22 protein-coding genes are annotated in these 25340 nt (G+C 45.8%); 14 read left to right on the top strand and 8 right to left on the bottom strand.

The window, feature by feature from the left end; translation table 11 throughout:
- Positions 1 to 306: 306 nt before the first annotated feature.
- The 3 genes from hemE to hemY are packed head-to-tail and all read left to right on the top strand — an operon-like array spanning position 307 to position 3749.
- Positions 307 to 1344, top strand: coding sequence for a uroporphyrinogen decarboxylase (gene hemE / locus ABVF09_RS16000; RefSeq protein ID WP_026569142.1), 1038 nt, complete (start codon positions 307 to 309; stop codon positions 1342 to 1344).
- Between the two features lie 52 nt (positions 1345 to 1396).
- A complete protein-coding gene (gene hemH / locus ABVF09_RS15995; protein ID WP_026569143.1) occupies positions 1397 to 2347 on the top strand; it encodes a ferrochelatase in 951 nt (316 codons plus the stop codon).
- Positions 2340 to 3749 carry a protoporphyrinogen oxidase gene (gene hemY, locus ABVF09_RS15990; protein ID WP_371069632.1) on the top strand — a complete coding sequence of 470 codons (1410 nt, stop codon included), beginning with the start codon at positions 2340 to 2342 and terminating at the stop codon, positions 3747 to 3749. Before hemH ends, hemY begins: the two co-directional genes overlap by 8 nt.
- A gap of 722 nt (positions 3750 to 4471) precedes the next feature.
- Here hemY and yhfH read toward each other — a convergent pair.
- A complete protein-coding gene (yhfH, locus tag ABVF09_RS15985; protein WP_175486759.1) occupies positions 4472 to 4600 on the bottom strand; it encodes a protein YhfH in 129 nt (42 codons plus the stop codon).
- A gap of 99 nt (positions 4601 to 4699) precedes the next feature.
- On the opposite strand from yhfH, the gene ABVF09_RS15980 reads away from it, so the two are divergent.
- The 5 genes from ABVF09_RS15980 (at position 4700) to ABVF09_RS15960 (ending at position 10618) form a co-directional block, all read left to right on the top strand.
- Positions 4700 to 5431, top strand: a complete 732-nt coding sequence (locus ABVF09_RS15980; protein ID WP_371069631.1) for an MBL fold metallo-hydrolase — start codon at positions 4700 to 4702, stop codon at positions 5429 to 5431.
- Positions 5432 to 5506: 75 nt separating this feature from the next.
- Positions 5507 to 6502 carry a lipoate--protein ligase gene (gene lplA, locus ABVF09_RS15975; RefSeq protein WP_026771770.1) on the top strand — a complete coding sequence of 332 codons (996 nt, stop codon included), beginning with the start codon at positions 5507 to 5509 and terminating at the stop codon, positions 6500 to 6502.
- A gap of 288 nt (positions 6503 to 6790) precedes the next feature.
- Entirely contained in the window at positions 6791 to 8332 is a 1542-nt protein-coding gene (locus ABVF09_RS15970; RefSeq protein WP_026571553.1) for a fatty acid--CoA ligase family protein, read from the top strand.
- 104 nt (positions 8333 to 8436) lie between these two features.
- Positions 8437 to 9651: a M48 family metalloprotease gene (locus tag ABVF09_RS15965; protein ID WP_371069630.1), complete on the top strand. Its 1215-nt coding sequence runs from the start codon at positions 8437 to 8439 to the stop codon at positions 9649 to 9651.
- A gap of 19 nt (positions 9652 to 9670) precedes the next feature.
- Positions 9671 to 10618 carry a hypothetical protein gene (locus ABVF09_RS15960; RefSeq protein ID WP_371069629.1) on the top strand — a complete coding sequence of 316 codons (948 nt, stop codon included), beginning with the start codon at positions 9671 to 9673 and terminating at the stop codon, positions 10616 to 10618.
- On the opposite strand, the gene ABVF09_RS15955 is transcribed toward ABVF09_RS15960, so the two are convergent.
- Complete coding sequence (locus ABVF09_RS15955; RefSeq protein ID WP_371069628.1) at positions 10615 to 11076, bottom strand: DUF3939 domain-containing protein; 462 nt, start codon at positions 11074 to 11076, stop codon at positions 10615 to 10617. The genes ABVF09_RS15960 and ABVF09_RS15955 overlap by 4 nt on opposite strands.
- A 206-nt stretch (positions 11077 to 11282) precedes the next feature.
- Between ABVF09_RS15955 and ABVF09_RS15950 the strand changes: the two genes are divergently transcribed.
- A complete protein-coding gene (locus tag ABVF09_RS15950) occupies positions 11283 to 11792 on the top strand; it encodes a competence protein ComK (RefSeq protein ID WP_026571549.1) in 510 nt (169 codons plus the stop codon).
- Here the strand turns inward: ABVF09_RS15950 and ABVF09_RS15945 are convergent.
- A complete protein-coding gene (locus ABVF09_RS15945) occupies positions 11740 to 12129 on the bottom strand; it encodes a YhjD family protein (protein ID WP_026771766.1) in 390 nt (129 codons plus the stop codon). The two genes, ABVF09_RS15950 and ABVF09_RS15945, sit on opposite strands and share 53 nt — an antisense overlap.
- 190 nt (positions 12130 to 12319) lie before the next feature.
- Between ABVF09_RS15945 and ABVF09_RS15940 the strand changes: the two genes are divergently transcribed.
- Positions 12320 to 12592 carry a hypothetical protein gene (locus ABVF09_RS15940; RefSeq protein WP_026571547.1) on the top strand — a complete coding sequence of 91 codons (273 nt, stop codon included), beginning with the start codon at positions 12320 to 12322 and terminating at the stop codon, positions 12590 to 12592.
- Positions 12593 to 12646: 54 nt separating this feature from the next.
- On the opposite strand, the gene ABVF09_RS15935 is transcribed toward ABVF09_RS15940, so the two are convergent.
- From ABVF09_RS15935 to ABVF09_RS15925, 3 genes are all read right to left on the bottom strand, one after another.
- The gene (locus tag ABVF09_RS15935; RefSeq protein ID WP_026571546.1) at positions 12647 to 12979 is read right to left on the bottom strand and encodes a YolD-like family protein; all 333 of its coding nucleotides are present in this window, start codon (positions 12977 to 12979) and stop codon (positions 12647 to 12649) included.
- A gap of 3 nt (positions 12980 to 12982) precedes the next feature.
- Entirely contained in the window at positions 12983 to 13204 is a 222-nt protein-coding gene (locus tag ABVF09_RS15930) for a WYL domain-containing protein (RefSeq protein ID WP_026771765.1), read from the bottom strand.
- An 859-nt stretch (positions 13205 to 14063) separates the two neighbouring features.
- On the bottom strand, positions 14064 to 14324 hold the full coding sequence (locus ABVF09_RS15925) for a hypothetical protein (RefSeq protein WP_026571144.1): 261 nt from the start codon (positions 14322 to 14324) through the stop codon (positions 14064 to 14066).
- A gap of 219 nt (positions 14325 to 14543) precedes the next feature.
- Between ABVF09_RS15925 and ABVF09_RS15920 the strand changes: the two genes are divergently transcribed.
- A complete protein-coding gene (locus ABVF09_RS15920; protein ID WP_371069636.1) occupies positions 14544 to 15158 on the top strand; it encodes a TVP38/TMEM64 family protein in 615 nt (204 codons plus the stop codon).
- A 73-nt stretch (positions 15159 to 15231) separates the two neighbouring features.
- The gene (lepB, locus tag ABVF09_RS15915) at positions 15232 to 15774 is read left to right on the top strand and encodes a signal peptidase I (RefSeq protein ID WP_026571142.1); all 543 of its coding nucleotides are present in this window, start codon (positions 15232 to 15234) and stop codon (positions 15772 to 15774) included.
- A gap of 179 nt (positions 15775 to 15953) precedes the next feature.
- Here the strand turns inward: lepB and ABVF09_RS15910 are convergent, their stop codons facing one another.
- Positions 15954 to 16685 (bottom strand): hypothetical protein, encoded by a 732-nt coding sequence (locus ABVF09_RS15910; RefSeq protein ID WP_153462309.1) that lies wholly within the window; start codon positions 16683 to 16685, stop codon positions 15954 to 15956.
- Between the two features lie 169 nt (positions 16686 to 16854).
- Positions 16855 to 17985, bottom strand: coding sequence for an MFS transporter (locus ABVF09_RS15905; RefSeq protein WP_026771761.1), 1131 nt, complete (start codon positions 17983 to 17985; stop codon positions 16855 to 16857).
- Between the two features lie 76 nt (positions 17986 to 18061).
- Here ABVF09_RS15905 and addB point away from each other — a divergent pair, with 76 nt between their 5' ends.
- Positions 18062 to 21553, top strand: coding sequence for a helicase-exonuclease AddAB subunit AddB (gene addB / locus ABVF09_RS15900; protein WP_371069627.1), 3492 nt, complete (start codon positions 18062 to 18064; stop codon positions 21551 to 21553).
- Entirely contained in the window at positions 21553 to 25278 is a 3726-nt protein-coding gene (gene addA, locus ABVF09_RS15895; RefSeq protein WP_371069626.1) for a helicase-exonuclease AddAB subunit AddA, read from the top strand. Before addB ends, addA begins: the two co-directional genes overlap by 1 nt.
- Positions 25279 to 25340: the final 62 nt, after the last annotated feature.

Raw genomic sequence — 25340 nt, 5'->3', positions numbered from 1 at the left:
TCGCGAGCGAATGCCGATGAGGTTTTATATGAGCAGGCATTTAACACAGTGGAAATACACGGCCCGTTACACGGAGACGGCTGGAAAGCCTTCTCCTCCAGTCCGTGACTTTACTAAAAAGAAGAACATTTCAATATCTGTCTAAGGTTACGTCCTAACGTGATATGACCGGGAAGAAAATAGCGGAAAATCGACTGATTGTGCAATAACGCACAAATTAGTGACAAATAAGGCCAATTGCTATACATCAAATTTATTAATCGGTATAGTGATTATGGAATGGATTAGAGATAAAGGGTGAAACGGATGGCAAGAACAATCAATGATACAATCCTGAAAGCATTCAGGGGGGAACCGACCGACTATACGCCTGTATGGTATATGCGACAGGCGGGACGGTCACAGAAAGAATACCGGGAGTTAAAAGAAAAATACTCACTGTTTGAAATTACCCATCAACCAGAGCTTTGCGCATATGTGACAAGACTTCCGGTCGAACACTATGGGGTCGACGCCGCGATTTTATACAAAGACATCATGTCGCCGCTTCCGGCCATTGGGGTAGATGTGGAAATCAAGTCGGGTATCGGACCGGTGATCGACAAGCCGATTCGGTCCAAGAGCGATGTGGAAAAACTCGGAGCGATTGATCCTGTCTCCGATGTGCCTTATGTACTGGAGACAATCAGACTTCTTGCAGAAGAGCAACTGGATGTACCATTGATCGGGTTCAGCGGCGCACCGTTCACGTTGGCAAGCTATATGATTGAAGGCGGACCATCAAAGAATTACCATAAAACCAAAGCGATGATGTATAGCGACCCAGCAGCATGGTTTGCATTGATGGATAAGCTGGCCGACATGACAATCACGTATGCAAAGGCGCAAATACAGGCTGGCGCGAAAGCCTTCCAAATTTTTGACTCATGGGTAGGCACCTTGCATGCAGCTGATTACCGAGAATACATCAAACCGGTGATGCAGCGGATTTTTTCAGAACTAAAAAGTGAGGGTGTTCCATTGATTTTGTTTGGGGTAGGGGCACGCCATCTGATTTTGGAATGGAATGATCTTCCGGTTGATGTCCTCGGTCTCGATTGGCGGACTTCGGTTACGGAGGCACGGGAAATGGGAATTGCCAAAACACTGCAAGGTAACCTTGATCCGGCTCTGCTCGTTTCAGACTGGAAGGCAACGGAAATGAAAGCGCAGGCGATTTTGGATGAAGCGGAAGGCCAACCTGGCTTTGTCTTTAACTTAGGTCATGGTGTGACGCCGGAAATCGAACCGGCAACCTTGAAAAGGCTGACAGATTTCATCCATGATTACTCCCGCCGCAAATAACGGTAATAGAGAAATTAGGAATAAGAGATAAAAAGCTAAGAGGTGTTGGAAAGTGGCAAAGAAAAAAATTGGTTTACTGGTAATGGCTTATGGTACGCCATATAAAGAAGAAGACATTGAACGCTATTATACAGACATCCGGCACGGCAGAAAGCCGACACCGGAAATGCTGGAGGATTTGACCGAAAGGTATCGAGCTATCGGCGGTATTTCACCGCTGGCAGAAATCACCAAACAACAGGCGCAAGGCATCGAAGACCGTCTCAATGAAATCCAAGATGAAGTGGAATTCGTCCATTACCTTGGCTTGAAGCACATCGAACCGTTTATCGAGGATGCAGTCGGGCAGATGGCGGCTGATGGAATCGAAGAAGCTGTATCATTGGTGCTGGCTCCACACTATTCCACTTTCAGTGTGAAGTCATATAACGGCCGCGCTCAGAAGGAAGCAGAAAAACACGGCAGACCGCAAATCACCTCGGTCGAAAGCTGGTATGATGAACCAGGCTTTATCGATTACTGGGTAAAAGCTATTTCCAAAGTTTACGGTCAAATGGACGAGCAGGAAAAAGAGAAAGCTGTTTTGGTCGTTTCGGCACATAGTCTTCCTGAAAAGATTCTGGAACATGGCGACCCTTATCCAGATCAATTGAAACGGACTGCCGAGCTGATTTCGGAAGCTACTGGCATTGAACAGTACGAATTGGGCTGGCAAAGCGAGGGGAACACTCCGGATCCTTGGTTGGGCCCGGATGTTCAGGACTTGACAAGGGAGCTTTATCATGAAAAAGGCTATCGTTCTTTTGTTTATGCCCCGGTTGGATTTGTCGTCAACCATTTGGAAGTATTATATGACAATGATTATGAATGCAAGGTCGTATGTGACGAACTGGGCGCGAACTACTACCGTCCGGAAATGCCGAACGCAAAGCCGGAATTCCTTCATACCTTGGCAGATGTAGTTTTGCGGAAATACCGTCAAAGTAATGATCAACATGCCTGATTTGAAACAAATCGTCATTGTCGGCGGCGGTATTACCGGCTTGACGGCTGCTTATTACCTGCAGAAAAGGATTAGAGAAGAGCAGCTTCCATATAAAGTGAAGCTTGTGGAAGCAAGCGATCGTCTCGGCGGGAAAATCAAATCTGTCAAACGCGATGGCTATACGTTCGAACGCGGCCCAGACTCGTTTTTGATTCGTAAGCCTTCTGCGGCACGTTTGGTAAAGGAAGCAGGCTTGGAGGATGATTTGATAAAGAATGGAACCGGTCAGTCGTATATTTTAGTAGACAAGAAGCTGCATAAAATGCCGGGCGGTTCTTATATGGGCATTCCCACTCAAGTAAGTCCATTTTTGTTTTCTGGCATTTTTTCTGCCAAAGGGAAACTGCGGGCCGGATTGGATTTTATCAGGCCAAAAGGAAAACAGACCGGTGATCAATCGTTAGGTTTGTTTTTCCGTCGTCGTTTCGGCGATGAGCTGGTCGAAAATCTGGTGGAGCCGCTACTTTCCGGTATATATGCCGGAGATATCGACGAACTTAGCCTGATGGCGACATTCCCTAACTTTTACGAGTTGGAGCAGGAGCACCGCAGCCTGGTAAAAGGCTTGCGTAAGACTGTGCCGAAGAAGAAAAATAACAAAGGGAAAAAGCCAAGCATGTTTTATTCGCTTAAAAATGGCCTCGAATCCTTGGTGGACGCTGTAGAACACAAGCTTGAGCCGGGAACGGTCGTGAAAGGGACAGGGGTGGACCATATTGAACAGAAGGATGACCATTATCATCTGCTGCTCAGTGATGGGACCGTTGTCCAAGCTGATTCGGTAGTGATGGCGACACCGCACTTTGCAGCTAGACGGATGCTCAGTCAATATGAGTTCATGGATGCGTTCAAAGAAATGCCGGCTACATCTGTTGCCAACGTCGCTTTAGCCTTTGACCAGTCTGCAATCAAAAAAGATGTCGATGGTACAGGGTTTGTCGTATCCCGAAACAGTGATTATCGGATCACTGCTTGCACATGGACCCATAAAAAGTGGCCGCAATCTGCGCCTGAGGGCAAAGCACTACTTCGTTGTTATATCGGCAGGCCAGGGGATGAGCAGGTAGTTGATCTATCAGATCAGGAAATTGTCGACATTGTGCTTCATGATTTAAAGAAAATCATGAAAATTACCAAGGAACCGGAATTTGCCGTGGTGAGCCGTTGGAAAAATGCTATGCCACAATATGCAGTTGGACATAAAGACCGTTTGAATCATGTCCGTGCTAAGATGGAAGCAGACCTTCCCGGTTTATTTTTGGCGGGTAGTTCCTATGAAGGAATCGGTATTCCTGACTGTATCGATCAGGGCGAAGCTGCGGTTGAGCAGGTGTTGTCATTCTTACATCATCAAAGATAAAGAAACGAAAAAAGAGCTGGGACAACAGCATAGCGACCAATAAAAAAACCGAACGATGTATGAATTCGTTCGGTTTTTGTTAGAAGAAGCAAACCATTTTTATCCTTCTCGTCTGAATCGCGCTCCACTCCGGCAAGGTACTTCGCTTTCCGCGGGGACGGCTTCAGCTAACTTGGCAAAGCAAACCGTTTTGCCAATTGGATCTTCAGCTCCCGCTCATCCCGCAGGAGTCTACGCACCTTGCCTCCGTTGAATGAGGATGGTTTCTTTTCTGGCGTAATTTCCGTTTTGTCTATTGCTGTTATGGAGAGGAAGCTAAACGGCATGGAAGCGAAGAGTATTTTCTTTCTTATGCTGTTGATCTTATCTCTTATTTCTGAAGTACCCCCTGTTGATTTTTCGTCTTCATCACTGTTTAGTTTCATTTTGTCCTGATATGTGGATACCAGACCACGAAAACGTAGCGATGCGAAGCACGGATCAACCAACAGGAAAAATAAAGCTGGAACACACAAGTAAAAAAAGAGCGAATTTGATTGGTTTTTGCTTTGGTGGCCATGCTTTTGTCCCGGTCACTTTATAGCGTAGCGTCCAACCTGGTACCACAGAGAAATTGCGATTGTATGCAGCATTGAGGCATCCAGCCTGAAGCAAAAAAGGAAGCTTGCAGAAACTTTCTGCAAGCTGGATATGTTGGCTTTGAGTGGTGAGTTTCCGGCTCTTTATCTGGCGGGGTGATCGCAATGGTCACATAAATTACCGTAACAATCGGCTTTTTCGAGTATTTCTTTTCCACAATTGTGACACTTTTTTCGCGGCAGGTTTTTAAAAAATTCCACAATGCTCAGCAAAGAAAATCCCCTCCACATGTTGTTGTGGTTTTATTGTATTATAACAGGTTTAAAAAATCAACCATCTGTTTCATAACAATTTAAAAGAGGTGAATGCCCATGAAATGGACAGTGATTGGCTATTGGGGAGCATATCCGGAGAAAGGAGAAGCCACTTCTGCCTATCTTCTCGAGCAGGATGGTTTTCAGTGTTTGATTGATTGTGGCAGTGGTGCGCTTTCCAGGCTGCAACGTTTTGTCGATGTAAAGGGCCTTGATGCAGTTGTTTTGTCCCATTACCACCAAGATCATATAGCAGATATCGGGGTGTTGCAGTACAGCTGGCTGGTTCAGAACAGTCTGCATCGAACGAACGATAAACTGACGATTTACGGACATGGCGAAGATGAAACAGGTTTTTCCGCTCTGACCCACCAATTTACCGAAGGAATTGCTTATCAGTATGATGATACGTTGGAAATCGGCCCTTTCCAGTTCACCTTTCAAAGGACAACACATCCGGTTCCATGCTTTGCGATACGGATTAGCAACGGAAAGCAAGAAATCGTCTACACAGCGGATAGTAGCTTTGATCAGAAATTGGTACGGTTCAGCAGCGATGCCGATTTGCTTATCAGTGAGTGCAGTTTTTACCATGGACAGGACGCCGCCAAAGCGGGACATATGACGAGCGCTCAATGCGGTCGACTTGCTGCTTCCGCAAATGTAAAACAACTGCTTCTCACACACCTCCCCCACTTTGGAGATAGACAGGATTTAGTTACAGAAGCCAGGCAGCAATTTGAGGGATCCATCCAGTTGGCTTATGAGGGATGGACATGGCAAGGGTAAAAAAGTCCCATGGATTGCTCTTGTCTGCGACTTTCGATAAAATAAGAAAAGACAAGCAATAAGGAGGATATAATCATGTTGTTTATCGATAACGAGGGTATTACCGATCCACATATCAATTTAGCGATAGAAGAATATATTCTGAAAAACTTCGGAGCAGATGATACATATTTACTGTTCTATATTAATGAGCCTTCTATTATCATCGGAAAAAACCAAAATACCATTGAGGAAATCAACACCAATTATGTAGACTCCAACGGGATTCACGTTGTTCGCAGACTTTCGGGAGGCGGAGCAGTTTACCATGACGAAGGTAACTTGAACTTCAGTTTTATTACCAAAGATGATGGCAACAGCTTCCATGATTTTGCGAAATTCACCGAGCCGGTGACCGATGCGTTGCAAAAGCTGGGCGTCAAAGCCGAGCTTAAGGGACGCAACGATATTGTGGTGGATGGAAGAAAAATTTCCGGAAATGCCCAGTTTTCTACGAGAGGCCGGATGTTCAGCCATGGTACACTGATGCTTGATTCCGAAATTGAAAATGTTGTTTCCGCTTTGAATGTCAAAATGGAAAAAATCAAATCCAAGGGAATAAAATCGATTCGCAGCCGTGTGGCCAACATATCCGAATTTCTTGATGAAAAGATCACGATGGATGAGTTTAAAGCATTGATCCTGCGTTACATTTTCGATGTAGAAGATGTCAAAGACGTTCCGCAGTATAAACTGACAGAGGAAGACTGGAAGAATATCCATCAGCTTTCTGAAGAGCGTTACCAGCGTTGGGATTGGAATTACGGCCGTTCTCCTGCATTTAATATTCAACAGTCCCATAAGTTTCCGGCAGGTTCTGTCGATGTTCGGCTTGATGTCAAAAAAGGCACGATTGAAAATGTGAAAATTTACGGCGATTTCTTCGGTGTAGGGGATATTGAGGATGTTGAAGCAAAGCTTACCGGTGCCCGCTATAACCGCCAGGCAATCGAAGAAGCATTGACCGGCATCGATATCAGCCATTATCTTGGCAAAATCACTCGAGAAGAGTTTGTTGATTTAATTTATTGAGTTATTGTAGAAAAGCACACAAGTCATAGGCCGAACGATGATTCGAATGCTCAATTCGAACCCGTTCGGCTTTTTCTTTTAACTTTTCCTATACCAGTCAAATCGGTCGAAAAATAATTAAAGTCCTCTGATTCTCGTAGAGGATGCAATCCCCTCCGGGTGGAGCCATTCATCTGTCTTTCCGCGTTCCCTGTTTTTTCTAATGCCTTCTTGCTAGAAAAAAAGGTTTGGCTTATAATAGTAGTTAAGGCCATAGTGAATGACCATTCATTCAGGGGGAGGAGTATCATGAACATTAGTGATCAAATTTCTATCACTGCCAAACAACATCCCGAGAAAACGGCATACATATTTGAAGGCACCGAAACGAGTTATCTTGAATTGGAAGGCATGATCAACAAATTTGCCGATAGTCTGTCAGAGCTTGGTTATCAAAAAGGAGACCATCTCGCACTGATTGTCGGGAATAGTCCGCATTTTGTAATCGGATTATACGGGGCGTTGCGGGCAGGGGTTATTGCCATTCCCATCAATCCGATTTATACGCCCGATGAAATGTCGTATATCTTGCAAAACGGGGACGTCAAAGGAATCATCACGATGGATATCCTTGCCGGAAAGTTCGTGCAGATGGCGGATGTTCTCGAAGAGGTAGAGCATGTCATTATTGCGGAAACAGGAGCTGGAACCGAGACAGCCGATGGCATCTTGTCAGCAAAAATGAAATCGTTTTCAAAAATGATGGAAGTTGGGAATATGCACTTTGACCGGCCGGAGCTTAGAGAAGAGGATGTAGCGCTGGTACTCTATACTTCGGGTACGACGGGAAAACCAAAAGGCGCAATGCTCACACATCGCAATCTTTATTCCAATGCCAAGGATACGGCAGATTACCTGGAAATGGATGGTGGAGATAAAGTTATCGCTGCCCTTCCAATGTTCCACGTTTTCTGTTTGACGGTAGCGTTGAATGCGCCATTGATGAATGGGGGAACAGTGTTGATTGTACCGAAGTTTTCCCCTGAAGCAGTGTTCAAACTGGCAAAAGAGCAAAAGGCAACCGTCTTTGCCGGAGTTCCGACAATGTACAATTATTTGCTGCAAACACCTGGAGGGCATGTGGATGACTTCAAGAGCATCAGGCTTTGTATTTCCGGCGGGGCTGCTATGCCAGTGGCATTATTGAAGAATTTCGAACAGAAATTCGGGGTGATGGTATCTGAAGGGTATGGTTTGTCGGAAGCATCGCCCGTTACTTGTTTCAATCCACTGGATCGTGAACGGAAACCTGGTTCCATCGGTACCAACATTAAAAATGTCGAGAATAAGGTGGTAGACGAGCTGGGGAACGAGCTTCCGCCTGGTGAAGTTGGGGAATTAGTCGTCCGGGGTCCAAATGTAATGGCGGGATACTACAAGCTGCCGGAGGAAACGGAAGCAGTACTGCGGGACGGTTGGTTATATACAGGAGATATGGCGAGAATGGATGATGAAGGTTATTTTTATATCGTTGACAGGCGCAAGGATATGATTTTGGTCGGCGGTTACAATGTCTATCCGCGCGAGGTGGAAGAGGTATTATACGAGCACCCCGATATTGCGGAAGTAGCTGTCGTCGGTATGCCGGATCCTGAGCAGGGAGAGACTGTCGTCACCTTTGTCGTCACAGAAAACAATACATTGAAAGAGGCGGATGTCATCGCTTTTTGCGGAGAACGGCTTGCTAAATATAAAGTGCCTGCCGTTGTTGAGTTTTTGGATGAACTGCCGAAAAACACGACGGGAAAAATTTTGCGAAAGCAGCTGCGTGATAAAGTGGCTGAGTTATAAGCTGATGACAAATAAAAGAATATGGTAAAATTTAAGAATCTCCTGCCGGCATGGTGGGGGATTTGTTTTTCTAAGAATGAAAATTCCGGCAGGAGGAAGTCCACATGAAAAAATTGCTGGCCGCTTATTTGTTTTTTCTTATGATTGTATGGGGTTATTTCCTGTTTTTTTATCCCTTGGAGACGTTTGGGGATTCCAATTACGCCGCTATGGCGCATGCTATGTATTTTTCCAAGCTGCCACTTGAGTGGCTGTTGCTTTACGTCATCATCAAAAAAGGCTGGTCGATGGTCTGGATGGACAGGATCGAGCGGATCGCAGGAAGACTTTGGTCAAGGACATTGCTTTTTACACTGCTGCTGACTGTCGCTTATCAGTTCGTTCGCCTTCCGTTCCTTGTCATTTGGTTTGCCATCAGCAGGAGAGAAGGAACCAGTAATCAAACAATCGGAAACTGGTTCTATGAGCTTGGACTGGACAGTTTATTCTTTTGGCTCGTTTTATCAGTTGGTATTTATGTGGCGTTGATTTTGATGGGCAGATTTAAAAACTGGTGGTTCGGTTTATGGCTGATTGCCCTTCCGGCAGCTGTGTTTGTGGTGTATATTCAGCCGGTTTGGATCGATCCACTATATGAGGACTTCGCTGTGATGGAGCCTGGACCGCTCCGTACAGCAATCGAGGACTTGACAGAAAAAGCGGGATTGGAAGATGCTACCCTTCTTCAAGTAGACATGAGTCAAAAAACTACAACTTTTAATGCCTATGTCACCGGAATAATGGGGAATGCCCGGATTGTCTTGTGGGATACGACGTTGAAAGGGATGCCGCAGGAGGAAGTACTGTTTATTCTCAGCCATGAAATCGGTCATTATGTAAAGCACCATGTGTACATAGGAGTGGCGGGTTATCTTGTATTGAGTTTGCTTCTGCTTTATGCTGGGGCGGTGCTTTACCGGGTCGCCTGCAGGAATATGCTAAATAAACATTCACTCCATAGTGGGAACGATTTACGAGCTGTTCCGATTTTGCTGTTGATTTTTTCATTGCTTCTTAGTGCGGCACAACCGCTCTCATTAGCTGTTTCCAGGCAAATCGAGGCTTCAGCAGATCGTTATGCAGTAGAGAAAAGCGACAATGACCAGCTGCGGGCGGGTATTTCCAGTTTTCGACGGATGGCAGAGCAGTCGAAGAGCGATGTGGATCCAGCTTCCTGGATAGAGTGGCTGCGGTTCAGTCATCCGCCGATTCAGGAGCGAATCGATCGGATTGAGGAAGAGCTGGTTAATCGTGAAACCAATTCGGGGAGTTCTTCGTAAATAAACGAGAAGGGATGGGATGAACTTGATGATTGATTTTCAAGAACAACTAATGAACGAAAAAGAAAAAATGAGGGAGAAGCAAAAATTGGATAACCAGCTTTCCGTCATGACGGCCCAGCTGCAAGATTTGCGGGAAACGGAAGCCCGAATGAAACGAAGACTGGAAGACGAAAAGATCGATGTGAAAAAACTGGAGGGAGTCAGCCTTAAAGGTGTTTTCATGTCGATCGCCGGAAAGAAGGAAGAAGTACTTGACAAAGAACGGCAAGAGGTCCTGGAAGCCCAATTAAAGTGGAAGGAAGCGCGAACTGCGAGGGAAGAATTGGAACGGGAACATAGTCGGCTCTCTGACAGAATTCAAACCCTCGGTTATCCGGAAAAAGAGGTGGACCGTCTGTTGGAGAAAAAAGAGAAGTATTTGCTGGACCATGGGCATCGGGCAGGAGAGGAGCTGCTTGATTTATCGGAAGCAATCGGTGAGTTGCGGGCGGACGCCAAAGAAATTCAAGAAGCGCTGGCTGCCGGCTGGGATGCTTCAAGGGCTCTTGCCAATGCGGAAGAATCTTTGCACAGTGCCGAAAACTGGGGAACGCTCGATATGTTCGGCGGCGGAATGATAACGACGGCAATTAAACACGGACGGATTGACGATGCCAGTAACGAGGTACACGAGGCCCAACGGCTATTGCGAAAATTTTCACATGAACTGAATGATATCGGTAACTCGTTTGCGGTCGATGTGTCCATATCCGGCGGCTGGACAGTGGCGGATTACTTTTTCGACGGCCTGATAACAGATTGGTTCATCCAGGGTAAAATCCAGGATTCGCTTGAACAAGTCAGCACGGTCAAAAGAGAAACAGATCGGACAGTGGCCAAGCTGAAGGAACTGTCCGGAGATGTAAAACGAAAAATAGCGGAACTGGAGGAAAGTAAACGCCGATTGCTTGAAACACCGCTTTAAGGCTGGCGGTGAGTGACCATATCTTCATCCTCTGTAATGAAAAAGGGACGATCCGGACGGTTGGACAACAATCCGGGTTTTTCCAGTTTCAAGTAGTTGACTTGTTTGTCAGGGTCTCCTTCCGTTATCGGAAGTTTCCCGGTTTGCTCACGATAATGATCGACAGCTTGCTGAACTTTATCCAGGTCTTCGGCCAGCTGTTTATCTTTCTCCTCGAAGATTTCATATGTTTCCCGGGACATATAGTACGTCTGTTGCGGTTTGGCTTCCAAATAGGGAGCCAGCAGCTGATAATCAATCGTCCGGTCCGAGTTGATGATTACTTGCAAAGGTATTTCAGAAGCCAGCTCGGCGCTGTACCGCCGGACGGCGTCTTTTACTTCTGAAAGGCTTACCGGTCTAACGGGGAGTTGTTTCTGCTGCGAATCGTTTTTCTGTTTTTTGTTCTTTTTCCACATGGCGTCTCCTCCTTTATTGATATAGCTAGAGTATAGCAAACCTGCATGCATTGATTAAACCGTTTTCATTTAGTGAAGAAAAACATGACAAATAGCTGTATTATTTTACAAAAAATTCAATTTATTCTACCATTTTATGCAATTTTCTGGTAAATTAGGAGTAGGCCTTTCACTTGCCTAACTATTGAATGAAGGGATGGTAGTCTATGATGTATGAAACACATTACGAAGTAACTCCGCTTACCCTTGCCGTCATTGGAGGGGAAAAAGGTAACAGGTTTTCCTCCCGTGTCCTGGAAGAAGAAGAAACAATCCAAGTGAAACAGCCGGCAAGTAAAATCATCGATCTTGCCTGCAAGTTTTTTGGGAGCAGTCTGCGGGGCAGGCAGGAAGGGACCAAGGATATATGCAATATTACGCATAAAGTACCTGTCTCCATCGATCCTTCAAGCGGTATGTATTTTTTCCCCACAGCTTCTCCTAACAGCCCTCAATGCTCGTGGATTGCCCACTCGCATGTTGATAGAATCAGCAAGGCTGCGAATCAATCCACAGAAATTTTCTTCAAGAATGGAATTTCCATTACACTCCCTGTTTCTCACGGTATCATTTTGAACCAAATTCAAAGGACGGCGCAATTTCGTTACTTGCTCGATCACCGGATTAAGTATTTGTGGAAGAATAATGCTGATGTGGTTGCTGAGCCTTTTGTATAAGTTCCCGTAGAATGTTTTCTACTTTTTTTCGAACCGCAGGATTAAAATAGTTTCTTTTTTCCTCTCGTCCCTGGCAGATAAATAAAAAGGAGGAGAAGGAATCGTTTTTATTTAAAGAGACGACCTGCAGCTGTTCTTTTGCCATGCGGCTCCGAAGCTGTCGGCGTTCTGCTACAGCTTCCTGTTCCATTTTGCCAAGCAGGTCTGTATAGGGTTCTTTGATTTTGAAACTTCCTGTTTGAATGCTTTGCAGATCCTTCTGGATGACCACAATCGCCATGGAAAGAAATAGAAAACGGGAAGCAACAGAAAGTTGTTCTTCGCTGAGATAACGCACAATTACTCCTCCTTAACGAACGTATGTTCCATTATACCCTAGCCGAATCGATTCTGAAACCAAAACCAGTAAAAAGAAGACTGGTAAAAAAGTGAAGCGGTGAAAGGCCAAAACAATAAGCGGGTCTATAAGACATCGGTATAGCTGTTATTTTTCGGTATTTCGGATACCCTATGGTTGGGTGATAAATATGAAAGCAACCGAATTGGAAAGCAAACGTTTCGACAAAGCGCTTGATGAAATTCTCGATTTATTCAACAACCTGGAAAACGATGCACCAATCATTGATTTTGGTCAGGATGTCCTCGACAATATTGCACGGGCCAAAAAGAAGTACGGGGATAAAATGGTGAACGAAAAAATAAATACAGTAGTAAGGGAAATGCTTTCCTGGCTCGAACTGGATGATGTGGAACTGGCTCCGGAAGAAGAGGAGAACGAGCAGGATGACGATGAATCCTGAAAAAGCACTTAATGTGCCCATGTATCTGTCTCCTTCTCACGGAAGTCTGCAAGTTTATTCAATCAGTTCCACATCCACGATTGCTTCGACGGGGATAAATTCGATACCCTCGTGGTTTTCGATTTCAAGTTTTCCCATTCCCGTTCCTTTTATGAAACCTTCCAGCATTTCGATTCGCTGTGCTTCATAGAAGTAAAGGGAAACCTTTTGTTTGTATTCGATCGCCTGCATGATTGTTCGCTGCATTTCCTCCAATTTATCACTACTGAGAATCGGCTTTTCTACGTCCTTTTCTGATTCATACCATTGATTGAGCATTTCCACATGCTCGGGCAGCATGAGGGAAGTCCATTTAATGGTTCCCCGGTCCTGATGTTTGCCTTGCATGAGTCACGCCCCCTGACGCCGCAGTTTTTCTGCCGGGTGAACAGCCAAAATGTTGTCAAGGCGAAAAGTCCTGACTTGTCTGCGGGAATAACAGTAAGCCACCACCTGTTCTTCTTTGATTTGGAGAATTCGGACTATACGCTGTGACAGCCCCCCGCTTTTTGACTGATAAATCATTTCCAGCTTTTTTTTGTTTTCCATGGCCAGGTGAAGCATTGTTTTCATTTGTTTTCACTCCTTAAAGGGAACGTTTGTTCTTATTATATGCAGAAGACGAACATTTTACAACCAGATAATCACTGGTAATTTATACCTAACCTGTTAGGGAAGAAGGAATGCCATTCTGCCCAATCAATAAACACTGCTTTTACGGGCAACAAAACGGCTGTGCTACAGGAGTCAAGAAAATAAAAATCCAGTTTATAAAGAGGAGTGGAACAAAACAGGTTGAAGCTTCAGCCCTTCCACCCGAAGCCATGAGAGGTACAGGCAAAAATAAAAGGAGCCTGGGACAAAAGCACCGTGACCAAAATGAAAACCGAACGATCATTCGTTCGGTTTTTTTGATGAGCTAAAAGCAAATGCTATGAAAAGTGCAACGTTCCACTCCGGCAAGGTACTTCGCTTTCCGCGGGCACGCTTCAGCTAACTTGGCAAAGAATACCGCTTTGCCAAGTGGATCTTCAGCTCGCGCTCATCCCGCTGGAGTCTGCGTACCTTGCCTCCGTTGAAGGAGATACCTTCTCTTCAGTGATTTCCGTGTTGCCCTATTTCTGTTACAGATAGAAAGCTGAGCTGCATGGAAACCGCTTATTTATGCCATTATCAGATTGTAAAGAATAAAGGAACCCCCATGCTGATTTTCGTCTTCGTCACTGTTTGATACCTATCAGTCAATAGAAGAGTACGGTTTATCTTGTCTTGATCATGTGGAAATCAGAGCACAAAAACGTAGCGATTCGAAGCACGTATCAAACAACCAGGATAAAAAGAAAATATACAAATAAAACCGAACGAATTTGATTGGCATTTAGCATTCGCTCGGTTTTTGCTTTGTTGGTCATGTTTTGTCCCGGGCACCTTATTAGAAGGGAAAATAGAAAAAAATCAGAAACAAGGCGACGGCTATCAAAAAAGTCGCTCCATAAATGACAATCAGCAAGGGCACATTTTCTTTCATCGAACTTTTTTCATAATCTATCGAACGATGCAGCTCCTGCTCATGCCGATTCTCGGCTTTTTCGTAGATCTTCGCCTTGTCTGATTCCGACTTTCCCAGCCGCAATGTTATAATAAGGGCAGCAATACAGACGACGAAGGCAGCAATCATTAAAAAAATATACATATAATTCCTCCCGAAATGGTTGTCTGTTCCTATTATCTGTTTTTATTATAAGAAAAACAATAAAGGAAATAAAAAAAGGGCTTTTAACAGAAAAAGACAGCTGGCTGGGCAATTTTCCTTGTTTACATTACAATTAAAATAGGGAAACTGGTTAGTAAGCAGTACATAACTCAAGTGCGGGTGCGAGGAGAATAGAACTTGTACATATTTGACATAGATATCAATGAACTTAGAGAATTAATTGAAAGTAATAGATTCGATGACTTGCTGATGCAGCTATTGAAAACGTATGAAGGACTTGGACCGCTGCCGGGCATTTTACTGCCTTTCATCGAGGCTTTCCTGCCGTTTTTACCGCTGGTCGTTTTTGTACTTGCCAATGCAGCGGCATACGGATTGCTCGAAGGCTTTTTGTTGTCCTGGTTTGGCGCAAGTGCTGGGGCGATATGTGTCTTTATGCTTGTGCGAAAGCTGGGTAAAAAGCGTTTTTTCATTTGGCTGCGGAAAAACAAGCAGGTGGAGCGGGTGACGGGATGGCTGGAACGGCACGGGTTCGGTCCGTTGTTTTTGCTTATGTGCTTTCCGTTTTCGCCGTCTTCTGTCATCAATATCGTCGCAGCGCTGTCGAAAGTGAGTTTTCAACAATTTATTCTTGCCGTACTATTGGGAAAGACGGTGATGATTTTTACGATTGCCTACGTAGGGGACAGCATTGTTTCTTTTGCCCAAAATCCAGTCAAGACAATCGTCGTCGGGATCTGTATCCTGTTGTTTTGGGTCTTCGGTAAATTCTTGGAGCAGCGGCTGCAAAGAAAGGCCAGGGAACGCGGGTAGCTTCTAAATAGAGGATTAATTTTTTTTCTGAAGGGTAAAATATGGATAGAAACAGCACCTGGAGGAAAAGACAATGAAAAAAATAAATTATTGGAAAGTATTACGGACGGTAGTGATTGCAGGAATACTGGCAGTACTTTTCCGTTCGTATTTATTTGCTAGTTATGTTGTGGACGGAAAATCGATGGAGCCTACCCTGTATGATGAAAACTTGATCATGGTGAACAAGATGGCCTATGATCTGCATAATATCGACCGGTTCGATGTGATTGTTTTTCACGCCAATGAAAAAGAAGATTACGTGAAACGAGTAATCGGCACACCGGGAGATACAATCGAGTATAAGAATGACCGTTTATATCTGAACGGAGAACCGGTCGAGGAAGAGTATTTAGAGCCATTTAAAAAGGATGATGGCAAACCGCTGACAGACGATTTTTCCTTGAATGGAGTCACTGGCCAAAGTGAAGTGCCGGAGGGTAAACTGTTTGTCATGGGAGATAATAGACGTGAAAGCCTGGACAGCAGGTATTTCGGATTTGTTTCCCAAGACGAGGTTGTCGGAAAGGTTGATGTGAGATATTGGCCTATTTCGCAGTTAGGTGTTAGCTTTTAAAAGACTTTTCGCACGCTTGGTGTTTTTCAATCTTGCAACTACGCTGTACTTGAGTGGTGAAAGCGATTGTCAGAACAAGAGACCGGGACAAAAGCATCAAGATCAAAAAAAACCGAACGATTTGTTCGGTTTTTTTGCTGGGATGGACATGCTTGTGGGCCGGCCTTTTATTATGCTGATCAAATGATCAGCAACAAAAGCGTGTAGCCGACAACACCTGTCAAAAAAGCGCCAAAGCTGCTTTGTCTTTCTTCCGGAAGCTCTTCTTTTAAAATATTGAGAATGACACCGCCGGCAAGAAAAGCTGTTAAAAAGGAGACAATGAACGGCTTGACCTCATACAAACTCCCTACAATCCAGCCGATAAGTACTGCCACGCTCAGCAGCCAGCGGCCATATTTATCATAAATCCTTTCGTGTCTTTCCCGAAGACTGAAATCGTTGATGATAAAATGGACAGCCAGTGCGAGAAAATAAAAAACCATTCCTGCCGCGTCGGCAAACTCTTCGGTTATCAATAAATAGCCAATTATCGCATTATAAAAAAAGAAGGAGCCAATATGGATCCAAAACACTCCCGAATTCGTCTTCCCCGGACCCGCAGCATTATCTTTCTGTTTAGATACTTTCACCATTCGTTCCAATCCGTAAAAGAGGGTCAGTCCTGCAAGGGCGACCAGGTAAATATGTGATTCCAAAAAAGATAGCCCTTCTGTGGTCAATGTCTCTTCGATAGCCTGCTGGTGTTCATTCAGATCAGGCAGTAAATGAATGAACACATATGCGACAGCAACGCCGCCGGAAATAGACAGGAACCTGCTCCTCGGTACATTGTTCAGGAACAGCAATTTTTCGGAAAATAAGTGAATCAAAACAAAGCACAGAGCAAACAAAAAACTCATCCAGAACATGTATCTACATCCTCCTTTCCTGACTCTTTCGTTATTCCCTGATCGGAAAAGGAATATCCAGGTTTTTTCTAAGAGAGGTAAACTTGTCCGATCTTTGAAGAACAGTGCTGTCAATTGAATTTTGCGAACGTTTGTTCTATAATTGGGTATGGAAATGGCAAGGGGCTGTTTAATCAGGCAGCACCCTTGCAAAAACGGTCAAGCTGATAAATAGTAATGGAATCAGCAGCAACACCACTGAAAAACTGAGAGTGGGAGCTAAGACAGATCCCAAGGTGGCACCGGACAGAAGGGTGAAAGAGTAAATGGCGACGGCACTTGTTCCGGCGGTTGCATGTCGCCCTACCAGCAGCACGACCATCGGGATGGTCAGTGAAGTCGACACAATCATGAAAAAGGAAGCTATGGCAATGTTTCCGACATTCAAATGAATGGCTGCCGGAAGAAAACCAGCTGCCATGATCGCCAAATGCAGCCGCAGTACACGTTTGGCGCCGAATTTTTTCAAAACAATGCTCGTAAAAAAAGAAGGAAGGATCCCGATTAAGCTTAGAGCTCGGAACAACTGCAGCGGAATCGGAAATTCGGGCCAGCTCGTATAAAGGTAAATTTCGAAAGCTCCATAGAATAGCATGATCGGAAACAATAGGAAAAAGGCAATCAGGTAAAGACTGCGGACAATGCGGTTGCGCAAGCATGATAAAATAGAAGCAGTCAGTTTCTTTAACTGAAGACCGTCTGCTTTGGCAGACGGTTGCAAGGTGAACAATAAAAAAATGAAGCAAGAAAGATAAAAAACACTGAAGGCGATGAACACGCCGGAAGCAGAAAATGTGTCGGCGAAACCCGCGGATATAATTTGACCGAAAACACCGGCGAAAAGGAAGCCGGTATTGATGAGAGCGATGGCTAATCCTTGCAGACCGGGACTGAAGCAGCGGAAGCAATAGCCGAATGCCAGTGGTGCGAAACTTGCAGCGAGCAGTCCTTGGATCACGCGCAATAGTAAAACAGATTCGAAGGAATCCGCCAGGGCGATGAGTGCGGTTATCAGTGTCAAAACAGCCATACCAGTCAGCATGATCCGGCTTAAAGGCAATTGATCAGCTAAAAACCCGAAAAATAAAAGCCCGAATGCGTAAGCCAGGATAAAAAAAGAACTGGCGAGAGAAGCATTTCCGATAGATACGTTGTAGGTTTCAGACAGCAGCGGATGCAAGGGGATCATTACATACAAGCTGCTTGCGACAAAAACAGCACAATAAATCAGGGCGGCCGCGCTGATGTTTTGCTTGGCCATTCTGCCGCCTCCTTTTCAATAGACTAGTGTACTATATGTTTCAGAGATAATTTTGTGAAAAAGGGAGAGAGTGACGATGGGTGTCCGGTTTTTACTAGGAAAAGCAGGGGCTGGAAAAAGTAATCACTGCCTGCAGGAAATAGAAGAAAAATTGAACGCAGATCCCAAAGGGCCGCCGCTTTTGTATATTGTGCCGGACCAAATGACTTTTCAGCAGGAATATGCACTCTTGAAAAGAGATTCGATCAACGGGAGTATCAGGGGACAGGTGTTCAGTTTTTCGCGTTTATCCTGGCGGGTGTTTCAGGAGACGGGAGGGGGCACAAGGAAGTTTATCAGTTCTACCGGTATCCAAATGATGCTTCGAAAAATAACCGAGGAACGGAAGTCCGATTGGAATGTGTTCCAAAAAGCGATTGAGAAGCAAGGCTTCATGGAACAATTGGAACAGATGATCACCGAGTTCAAGCGATATCGGATTTCACCTGAAGCACTTGCAGGGCAAATCGTCGACATGGACCGTTTCTCTCATAAGTACCCCGGGGAGACCGCATTGCGGAACAAGCTGGAAGACTTGAGTTATATCTATGACCGGCTGGTAGAGGCGTTGCGGGATCAATATATTGATAGTGAAGATCAGCTGCAGCTATTAGCAGAAAAAATAGAAGAGGCATCATCCCTTGAAGATGCAGAAGTGTATATTGACGGATTTCATCATTTCACCCCGCAGGAAATGCAGGTGGTCGAAGCATTGATGAAAAAAACAAAGCAGGTTACCATCACCTTGGCGATTGATGGACCGGCTGATGAAGAAGCGTCGGAATTGGATTTGTTCTGTCTACCGACCGAAACCTACCATGCTGTCCAAAATGCTGCGAAGGAAAACGGCATCCCGGTCGACGAAATCCGACATCTTGACCAGGAAGGCGGGCGGTTCGCCAACAGGCCCTACTTTTCTCATTTAGAGAAGTACTTTGATAAACGACCGGCGCCTGAATACCCAGGCTACGTGCCGATTCAACTGGCCCAGGCTGTCCATCCGCGTGCAGAAGTAGAAGGAGTGGCACAGGAAATCCTGCGTATCGTCCGGGAGGAAGGCTATCGTTATAAAGATATCGCTGTTTTGATCCGCCAGACGGACGTTTATCATGACTTGATCGATACCGTTTTCGAGGATTACGGCATTCCGGTGTTTATTGATGAAAAAAGAACGATGATGAACCATCCGCTGCTTGAGCTTATTCGTTCCGCCCTTGATGTAGTCGAAGGAAACTGGCGATATGACGCGGTGTTCCGCCTTCTGAAAACGGGCTTCATCCCTGTGTCTGACAGAGAATATCCCTTGACGGAAGATGCCATCGATGAATTGGAAAATTATGTGTTGGAATATGGCATACGTGGGAGAGACCGCTGGTTCAGCGATCAAGAGTGGAAGTTTCAGCGTTTTCGGGGATTCGACCAGGCATCGCAAACAGACAAAGAAAGGGAAATCCAGTCGAGGATCAACCGCTATCGAAGCCAGGTAGTACAGGCTCTCCAACCGTTTGATGAACATATCAGAGAATCGGCTACTGTCATGGAGAGGGCAAGTATCATTTTTGAATGGCTGGAAACGCTCCAAGTGCCTCGCCAACTGGAAGAGGTCCGCGCCGAATTGGACGGACAGGGACGAAACGAACAAGGGCGTGAACAGGAGCAAGTATGGGATGGGGTCATACAGCTTCTTGATGAAATGGTGGAAATTATCGGAGAGGAAAGATTGTCATTACAGGTGTTCCGAACTACCCTCGAATCCGGTTTCGAATCGCTCAAGTTTGCTCACGTCCCACCAAGTATGGATCATGTGGTCACCGGTACAATCGACCGTTCACGGATCAGCGGCATCAAGTGCGCCTTTTTGCTGGGAGTCAATGAAGGAGTATGGCCGATGAAGCCGGCAGCCGATGGAATGATTTCGGAAGAGGAACGGGAATTGCTTGCCGAGCAAGGAATCCGTTTGGCTGATGGCAGCAAACGACAGCTGCTGGATGACTGGTTTTATGTCTACCTTGCGTTCACCTGCGCCCGGGACAAGCTTTGGATCAGCTATCCGCTTAGCGATGAAGAAGGCAAATCCAAAGTACCATCCCAGCTAATCAATCGTATAGAGGATTTATTTCCTTCCTGCTGCGATCAACTGCTACTGCAGGACCCGGAAGAATTGATGGAAGCCGACCGATTCATTTCGACCCCGATAAAGACACGGTCGGCGCTGACAGCTCAACTGGCCCGGAATTTGCGCGGTTACCCGATCCATGATATCTGGTGGAATGTATTGAACTGGTATATCGAGCATGAGCCGAAGGATGGCACTGCTTATACCATTCTGCAAAGTCTGTTTTATAAAAATACCCCGACAAATTTAAAAGAGGAGACAGCCAAACAGTTGTATCCGCGCGAAGTGAAGGCGAGTGTGTCCCGTCTGGAAATGTATTACCGCTGTTCCTATCAGCATTTTGCCAAGTACAGTCTTGGCTTGGAGGAACGCCGCACTTATAAGCTGGATGCTCCGGATATCGGGCAGCTGTTCCATGAGGCACTGAAGCAAATCACGGAATGGATTCAACAAGAAGGCCGGAATTTTTCCGACTTGCAGCGGGAAGAAACGAGCGCATATGCAAGCCGGGCGGTCAAACACCTTGCTCCCGTTCTGCAGCATCAAATCCTGCATAGCTCGAACCGGTATCAATATATTCAGCAAAAGCTTCAGGAAATCATCGCCAGAGCGGCTTTCGTTTTAAGTGAGCAGGCAAGGCAAAGTAAATTTTCACCGATAGGATTGGAACTCGGCTTTGGACCAAACCAGGAGCTGCCGCCGATTACGATTGATCTGCCGAATGGTTTCGAACTGATGTTGCGGGGAAGGATCGACAGAGTCGACAAAGCTTTAGAAGAGGAAAATTTGCTTTTGCGTATTATCGATTATAAATCGAGCTCCAGAGGACTGAATCTAATAGAAGTTTATTACGGTCTTGCCTTGCAAATGCTGTCTTATCTTGATGTGATTTTGTCCCATTCGGAACAATGGCTCGGCGCAAAGGCAAGCCCGGCCGGAGTATTGTATTTCCATGTCCATAACCCAATGATTTCCGGCAGTAAACGGCTTGATGATCTGGATATCGAGCAGGAGATTTTCAAGAAATTCAAAATGCAGGGGCTGCTGCTGGAAGATGAACAAATTGTCAAAATGATGGATACAGGCCTGGATAGTGGAATGAGTCAAATCGTCCCGGCCGGCTTGAAGAAAAACGGCGGCTTCCGCAAAGGTTCCTATACAGCGGGACAGGAAGCTTTCGATCAATTGCGTCATTATATCCGGGATCTGATGGTACAGGCTGGCACGGATATCACCAACGGCGGCGTCCATCTCAACCCTTATCAGCAGAAGCAGCAAGTGGCCTGTACCTACTGTCCGTTCCAATCGGTGTGCCAATTCGACCCGACGCTGCACGAAAACAATTACCGCAGGCTGAAGGATATGAAGGATGAAGAAGTTCTCGATTTGATTGCAAGGAAGGAGGAAGACTGATGCCGCAGTGGACCAAAGAACAGGAAGAAGCAATTTACGCAGCAGGAAGCGATATTCTGGTTGCTGCTGCTGCCGGATCTGGTAAAACGGCAGTCCTTGTAGAAAGAATCATTCAAAAACTGTTGAATAAGGAAAAACCGGTGGATATCGATTCCCTTCTCGTCGTAACCTTCACCAACGCAGCCGCCCAGGAAATGCGAAACCGTGTCGGTGCTGCCTTGGAAGAAGCATTACAGGAGAATCCCGGCTCTCTCCATTTGAAAAAGCAGCTGTCGTTGTTACAGCGGGCATCGATATCGACACTGCACTCCTTTTGTATGGATGTAGTCAGACAGCACGCCTATATGCTGGATATCGACCCTGGCTTCCGTATCGCCGATGATATCGAAGGGGACATGATCAGGCAGGAAGTCCTCGAAGAAATGTTTGAAGAATGGTATGGAAAAGAAGGAGAGGAACAAAAAGCATTTTTCTCAGTAGTAGACCGCTTTTCCAATGACCGCAGTGATCTGGAAGTAGAAGAACTGATTCTTAAACTATATGATTTTGCCACGCAGAATCCATGGCCGGATGCATGGCTGGATCAGATGGCTGCGATGTACGATGTGAACGAAGATGCAGGAGAAGAATCGTTGCCCTGGCTGCCCATCCTGAAGCGGGAAGTGAATAGCCAGCTGGATGCCATGCAGCACGAAGCACAGTCTGCTCTTGATCTGACCAGAGATAGCGATGGCCCTTACCACTATGCGGAAACGATTGATGCTGACTTGGAAATGATTCAGCAGGCAAAGGCATTGCTGCAGCTGTCGTGGGAAAAACTTCAACAATATTTCAAAGAAAGCAAGTTCCAAACACTTTCCAGAAAGAAAGCGGACTGTGCAGAGGAGAAAAAAGACAGAGTGAAAGAGTTGCGCAGCAGCTATAAAAAGCGTTGGAACGATTTGGCTGAAGATTGGTTTTCGCGGAGCATGGCTTCCTATTTGGCGGACATGAAAGGACTGTATCCAACTGTTGTCCAGCTTACTTCGCTCGTCAAGGAATTCAAGCAGCGCTATACGCAGCTGAAGAAGGAAAAAGCGATCGTCGACTTTTCGGATCTAGAGCATTATTGCCTGCAGGTATTACTGGATGAAACATCGACACCGGAAAAACCTGTCCCTTCCAGCGTCGCCGGAAATTTACGCACTAATTTTACGGAAGTAATGGTCGATGAGTACCAGGATACAAACCTGGTACAGGAAACACTGCTCTCCCTGATTACCGATCAGGAAGGGGCAGGGAACATGTTCATGGTCGGAGACGTCAAGCAAAGCATTTACCGGTTCCGGCATGCAGAACCTTCCCTGTTTTTGAATAAGTATAAGCGATATGCAAATGAAGCAAGTCCCGGCCGACGAATCGATCTGGCCAGGAACTTCCGAAGCCGGGATCAGGTATTGTCTGCAGCCAACTATATTTTCCGCCAGCTTCTAAGCGAAGACGTCGGCGAAATGGAGTATGAACCGGAGGCGGAATTAATCTATGCGAACCGTATTTATGATGAACTGCAGCTTGGTGACACAGACGCAGAACTCCACATTATTGATCGGGAAAACCAAGAAGAACGTCAGCAGGATGATCCAGGGGAAGAAAATTTCCAGGATTTAGAGAAAGCCCAGCTGGAGGCACGCGCATATGCCGGCATGATAAAAAAGTGGATAGGGGACGAACAAACCCCTCCGATGAAGGTAGTCGACAAAGCCAGTGGAACCCAACGTGACATCCAATATCGCGACATTGTGATTCTGATGCGTTCGATGACCTGGGCACCGACGATTACCGAAGAATTAAAACAACAGGGAATTCCGGTCTATGCAGAACTTTCTACCGGATATCTCGAAGCGATCGAAATAAAAATCATGATCAGTTTGCTGAAAGTGATCGATAATCCGAGACAGGATATCCCGCTTGCTTCGGTACTCCGTTCTCCGATTGTCGGTCTCGATGAGGAAGACCTCGCGGAAATCCGTTTGGCGAAAAAACAGGCAGTCTATTATGATGCTTTGCAGTCATTCATCGCCTCTTCGTCCGATAAGCGAAAAGCAAAGAAAGTCCGATTGTTCATCGACCAGTTAAAGGATTGGAGACTGCGGGCACGTCAAGGCGCACTCTCTGAACTAATCTGGCAAATTTACCGGGAATCCGGCTATTATGACTTTGTCGGTGGGATTCCAGGCGGTAGACAGCGTCAGGCGAACTTGCGTGCATTATACGATCGGGCGCGTACCTATGAAAATACTTCCTTCCGCGGATTGTTCCGCTTTTTGCGGTTTATTGAGAGAATGGAAGAACGCGGCGATGATTTAGGCGCAGCCAGGGCACTCGGTGAGCAAGAGGATGTAGTACGGTTAATGACCATCCACAAAAGCAAGGGATTGGAATTTCCGGTCGTTATCCTCGGGGCAATGGACAAACAATTCAACCAGCAGGACTTGAAACAAAAGTATTTGCTTCACAAGGATCTTGGTTTCGGCAGTAAGTATATCGACCCTGAAAAACGGATCATGTATCCGACATTGGCTTATCATGCATTGAAAAAAGAAAAACAGCGGGAGTTGCTTGCTGAGGAAATGCGCGTGCTGTATGTAGCCCTTACCAGGGCGAAAGAAAAGTTGGTAATGGTCGGCAACGTGGCGTCGTTTGAAAAGAAACAGGAAAAGTGGCAGCAAATCATCGACCATCCCGAATGGGTTCTGCCATCCCATTTCCGCCTGGAAACCCAAAGCTATCTTGACTGGGTCGGGCCGGCTCTGATCAGGCATGACGCCAATCAACCGCTTAGAAATGTGGAAGTAAGCGTCCAAGTTCCGGAGCCGATTCGCTGCGACCGTTCCAATTGGCGGGTTCAATTACTACATGGCAGTGAATTCGCCAATCTGGACACACTCGATATGGAGGAACAGGAAAAGATCAAATCGTCGGTCCAGGACTGGCAGCCGTTGCAGGGTACAAGACCTGAACTGGACAATAAGGTGGCCGCACGGTTATCATTTGTCTATCCAAACAGGAATGCTTCTTTTTACCGTGCCAAGCAAACTGTAACAGAGTTGAAGCGGCAGCGGGAAATAAAAGATGAGTATAGCAGTGATCAGCTGGTCCAGCGTCATCAGGCCCCTATCATCAGGCGGCCGCGTTTTATGCAGCAGGAAAAGCGGTTGACAGCTGCTGAAAAAGGAAGCGCCATGCACGCTGTCATGCAGCATCTGCCATTTGACAGGAGATGGGGGAAAGAAGCGATTGTTGAATTTGTCCAAGGATTGGTGACCAAAGAAATACTTACGCAGGAGGAAGCTGAAGTCATTGATAGTACAGCTATTGAGCGGTTCTTCTCGACAGGAATAGGCAGCATGGCTATTGAAGCTGAAAAAGTAACACGGGAGGTGCCGTTCAGCCTATCCATCAATGCGAAAGAAGTATATGCAGATTGGGAAGAAGAGACCGATGAGCAGGTACTCGTCCAAGGAGTGATAGATTGTATCATTCCGGACGGTGATGGATGGATTATCATCGACTATAAAACAGATAGTATCGATGGAGACATTACTCCCGAACTACAGCAAAAACTGTTATCGCGCTATCAGGTCCAGCTTGATTTATATGCACGGGCGCTTGAACAAATTTGGAAGCAGCCAGTCTCGAAAAAGTACTTGTATTTCTTTGATGGGCCGCTGCTAATAGAGGTATAACCGGTTGCTTGTCGTTCAGCCGGAAAATGGATGAACCGGTTCGCTATCTTGGCGAACCGGTT

This window comes from Sediminibacillus sp. JSM 1682029 (assembly GCF_041366435.1).
Classification (GTDB): Bacteria; Bacillota; Bacilli; order Bacillales; family Amphibacillaceae; genus Sediminibacillus; species Sediminibacillus terrae.
The sequence above is the reverse complement of the archived record's forward strand: the minus strand, read 5'-3'. Positions and strand labels throughout refer to the sequence as shown.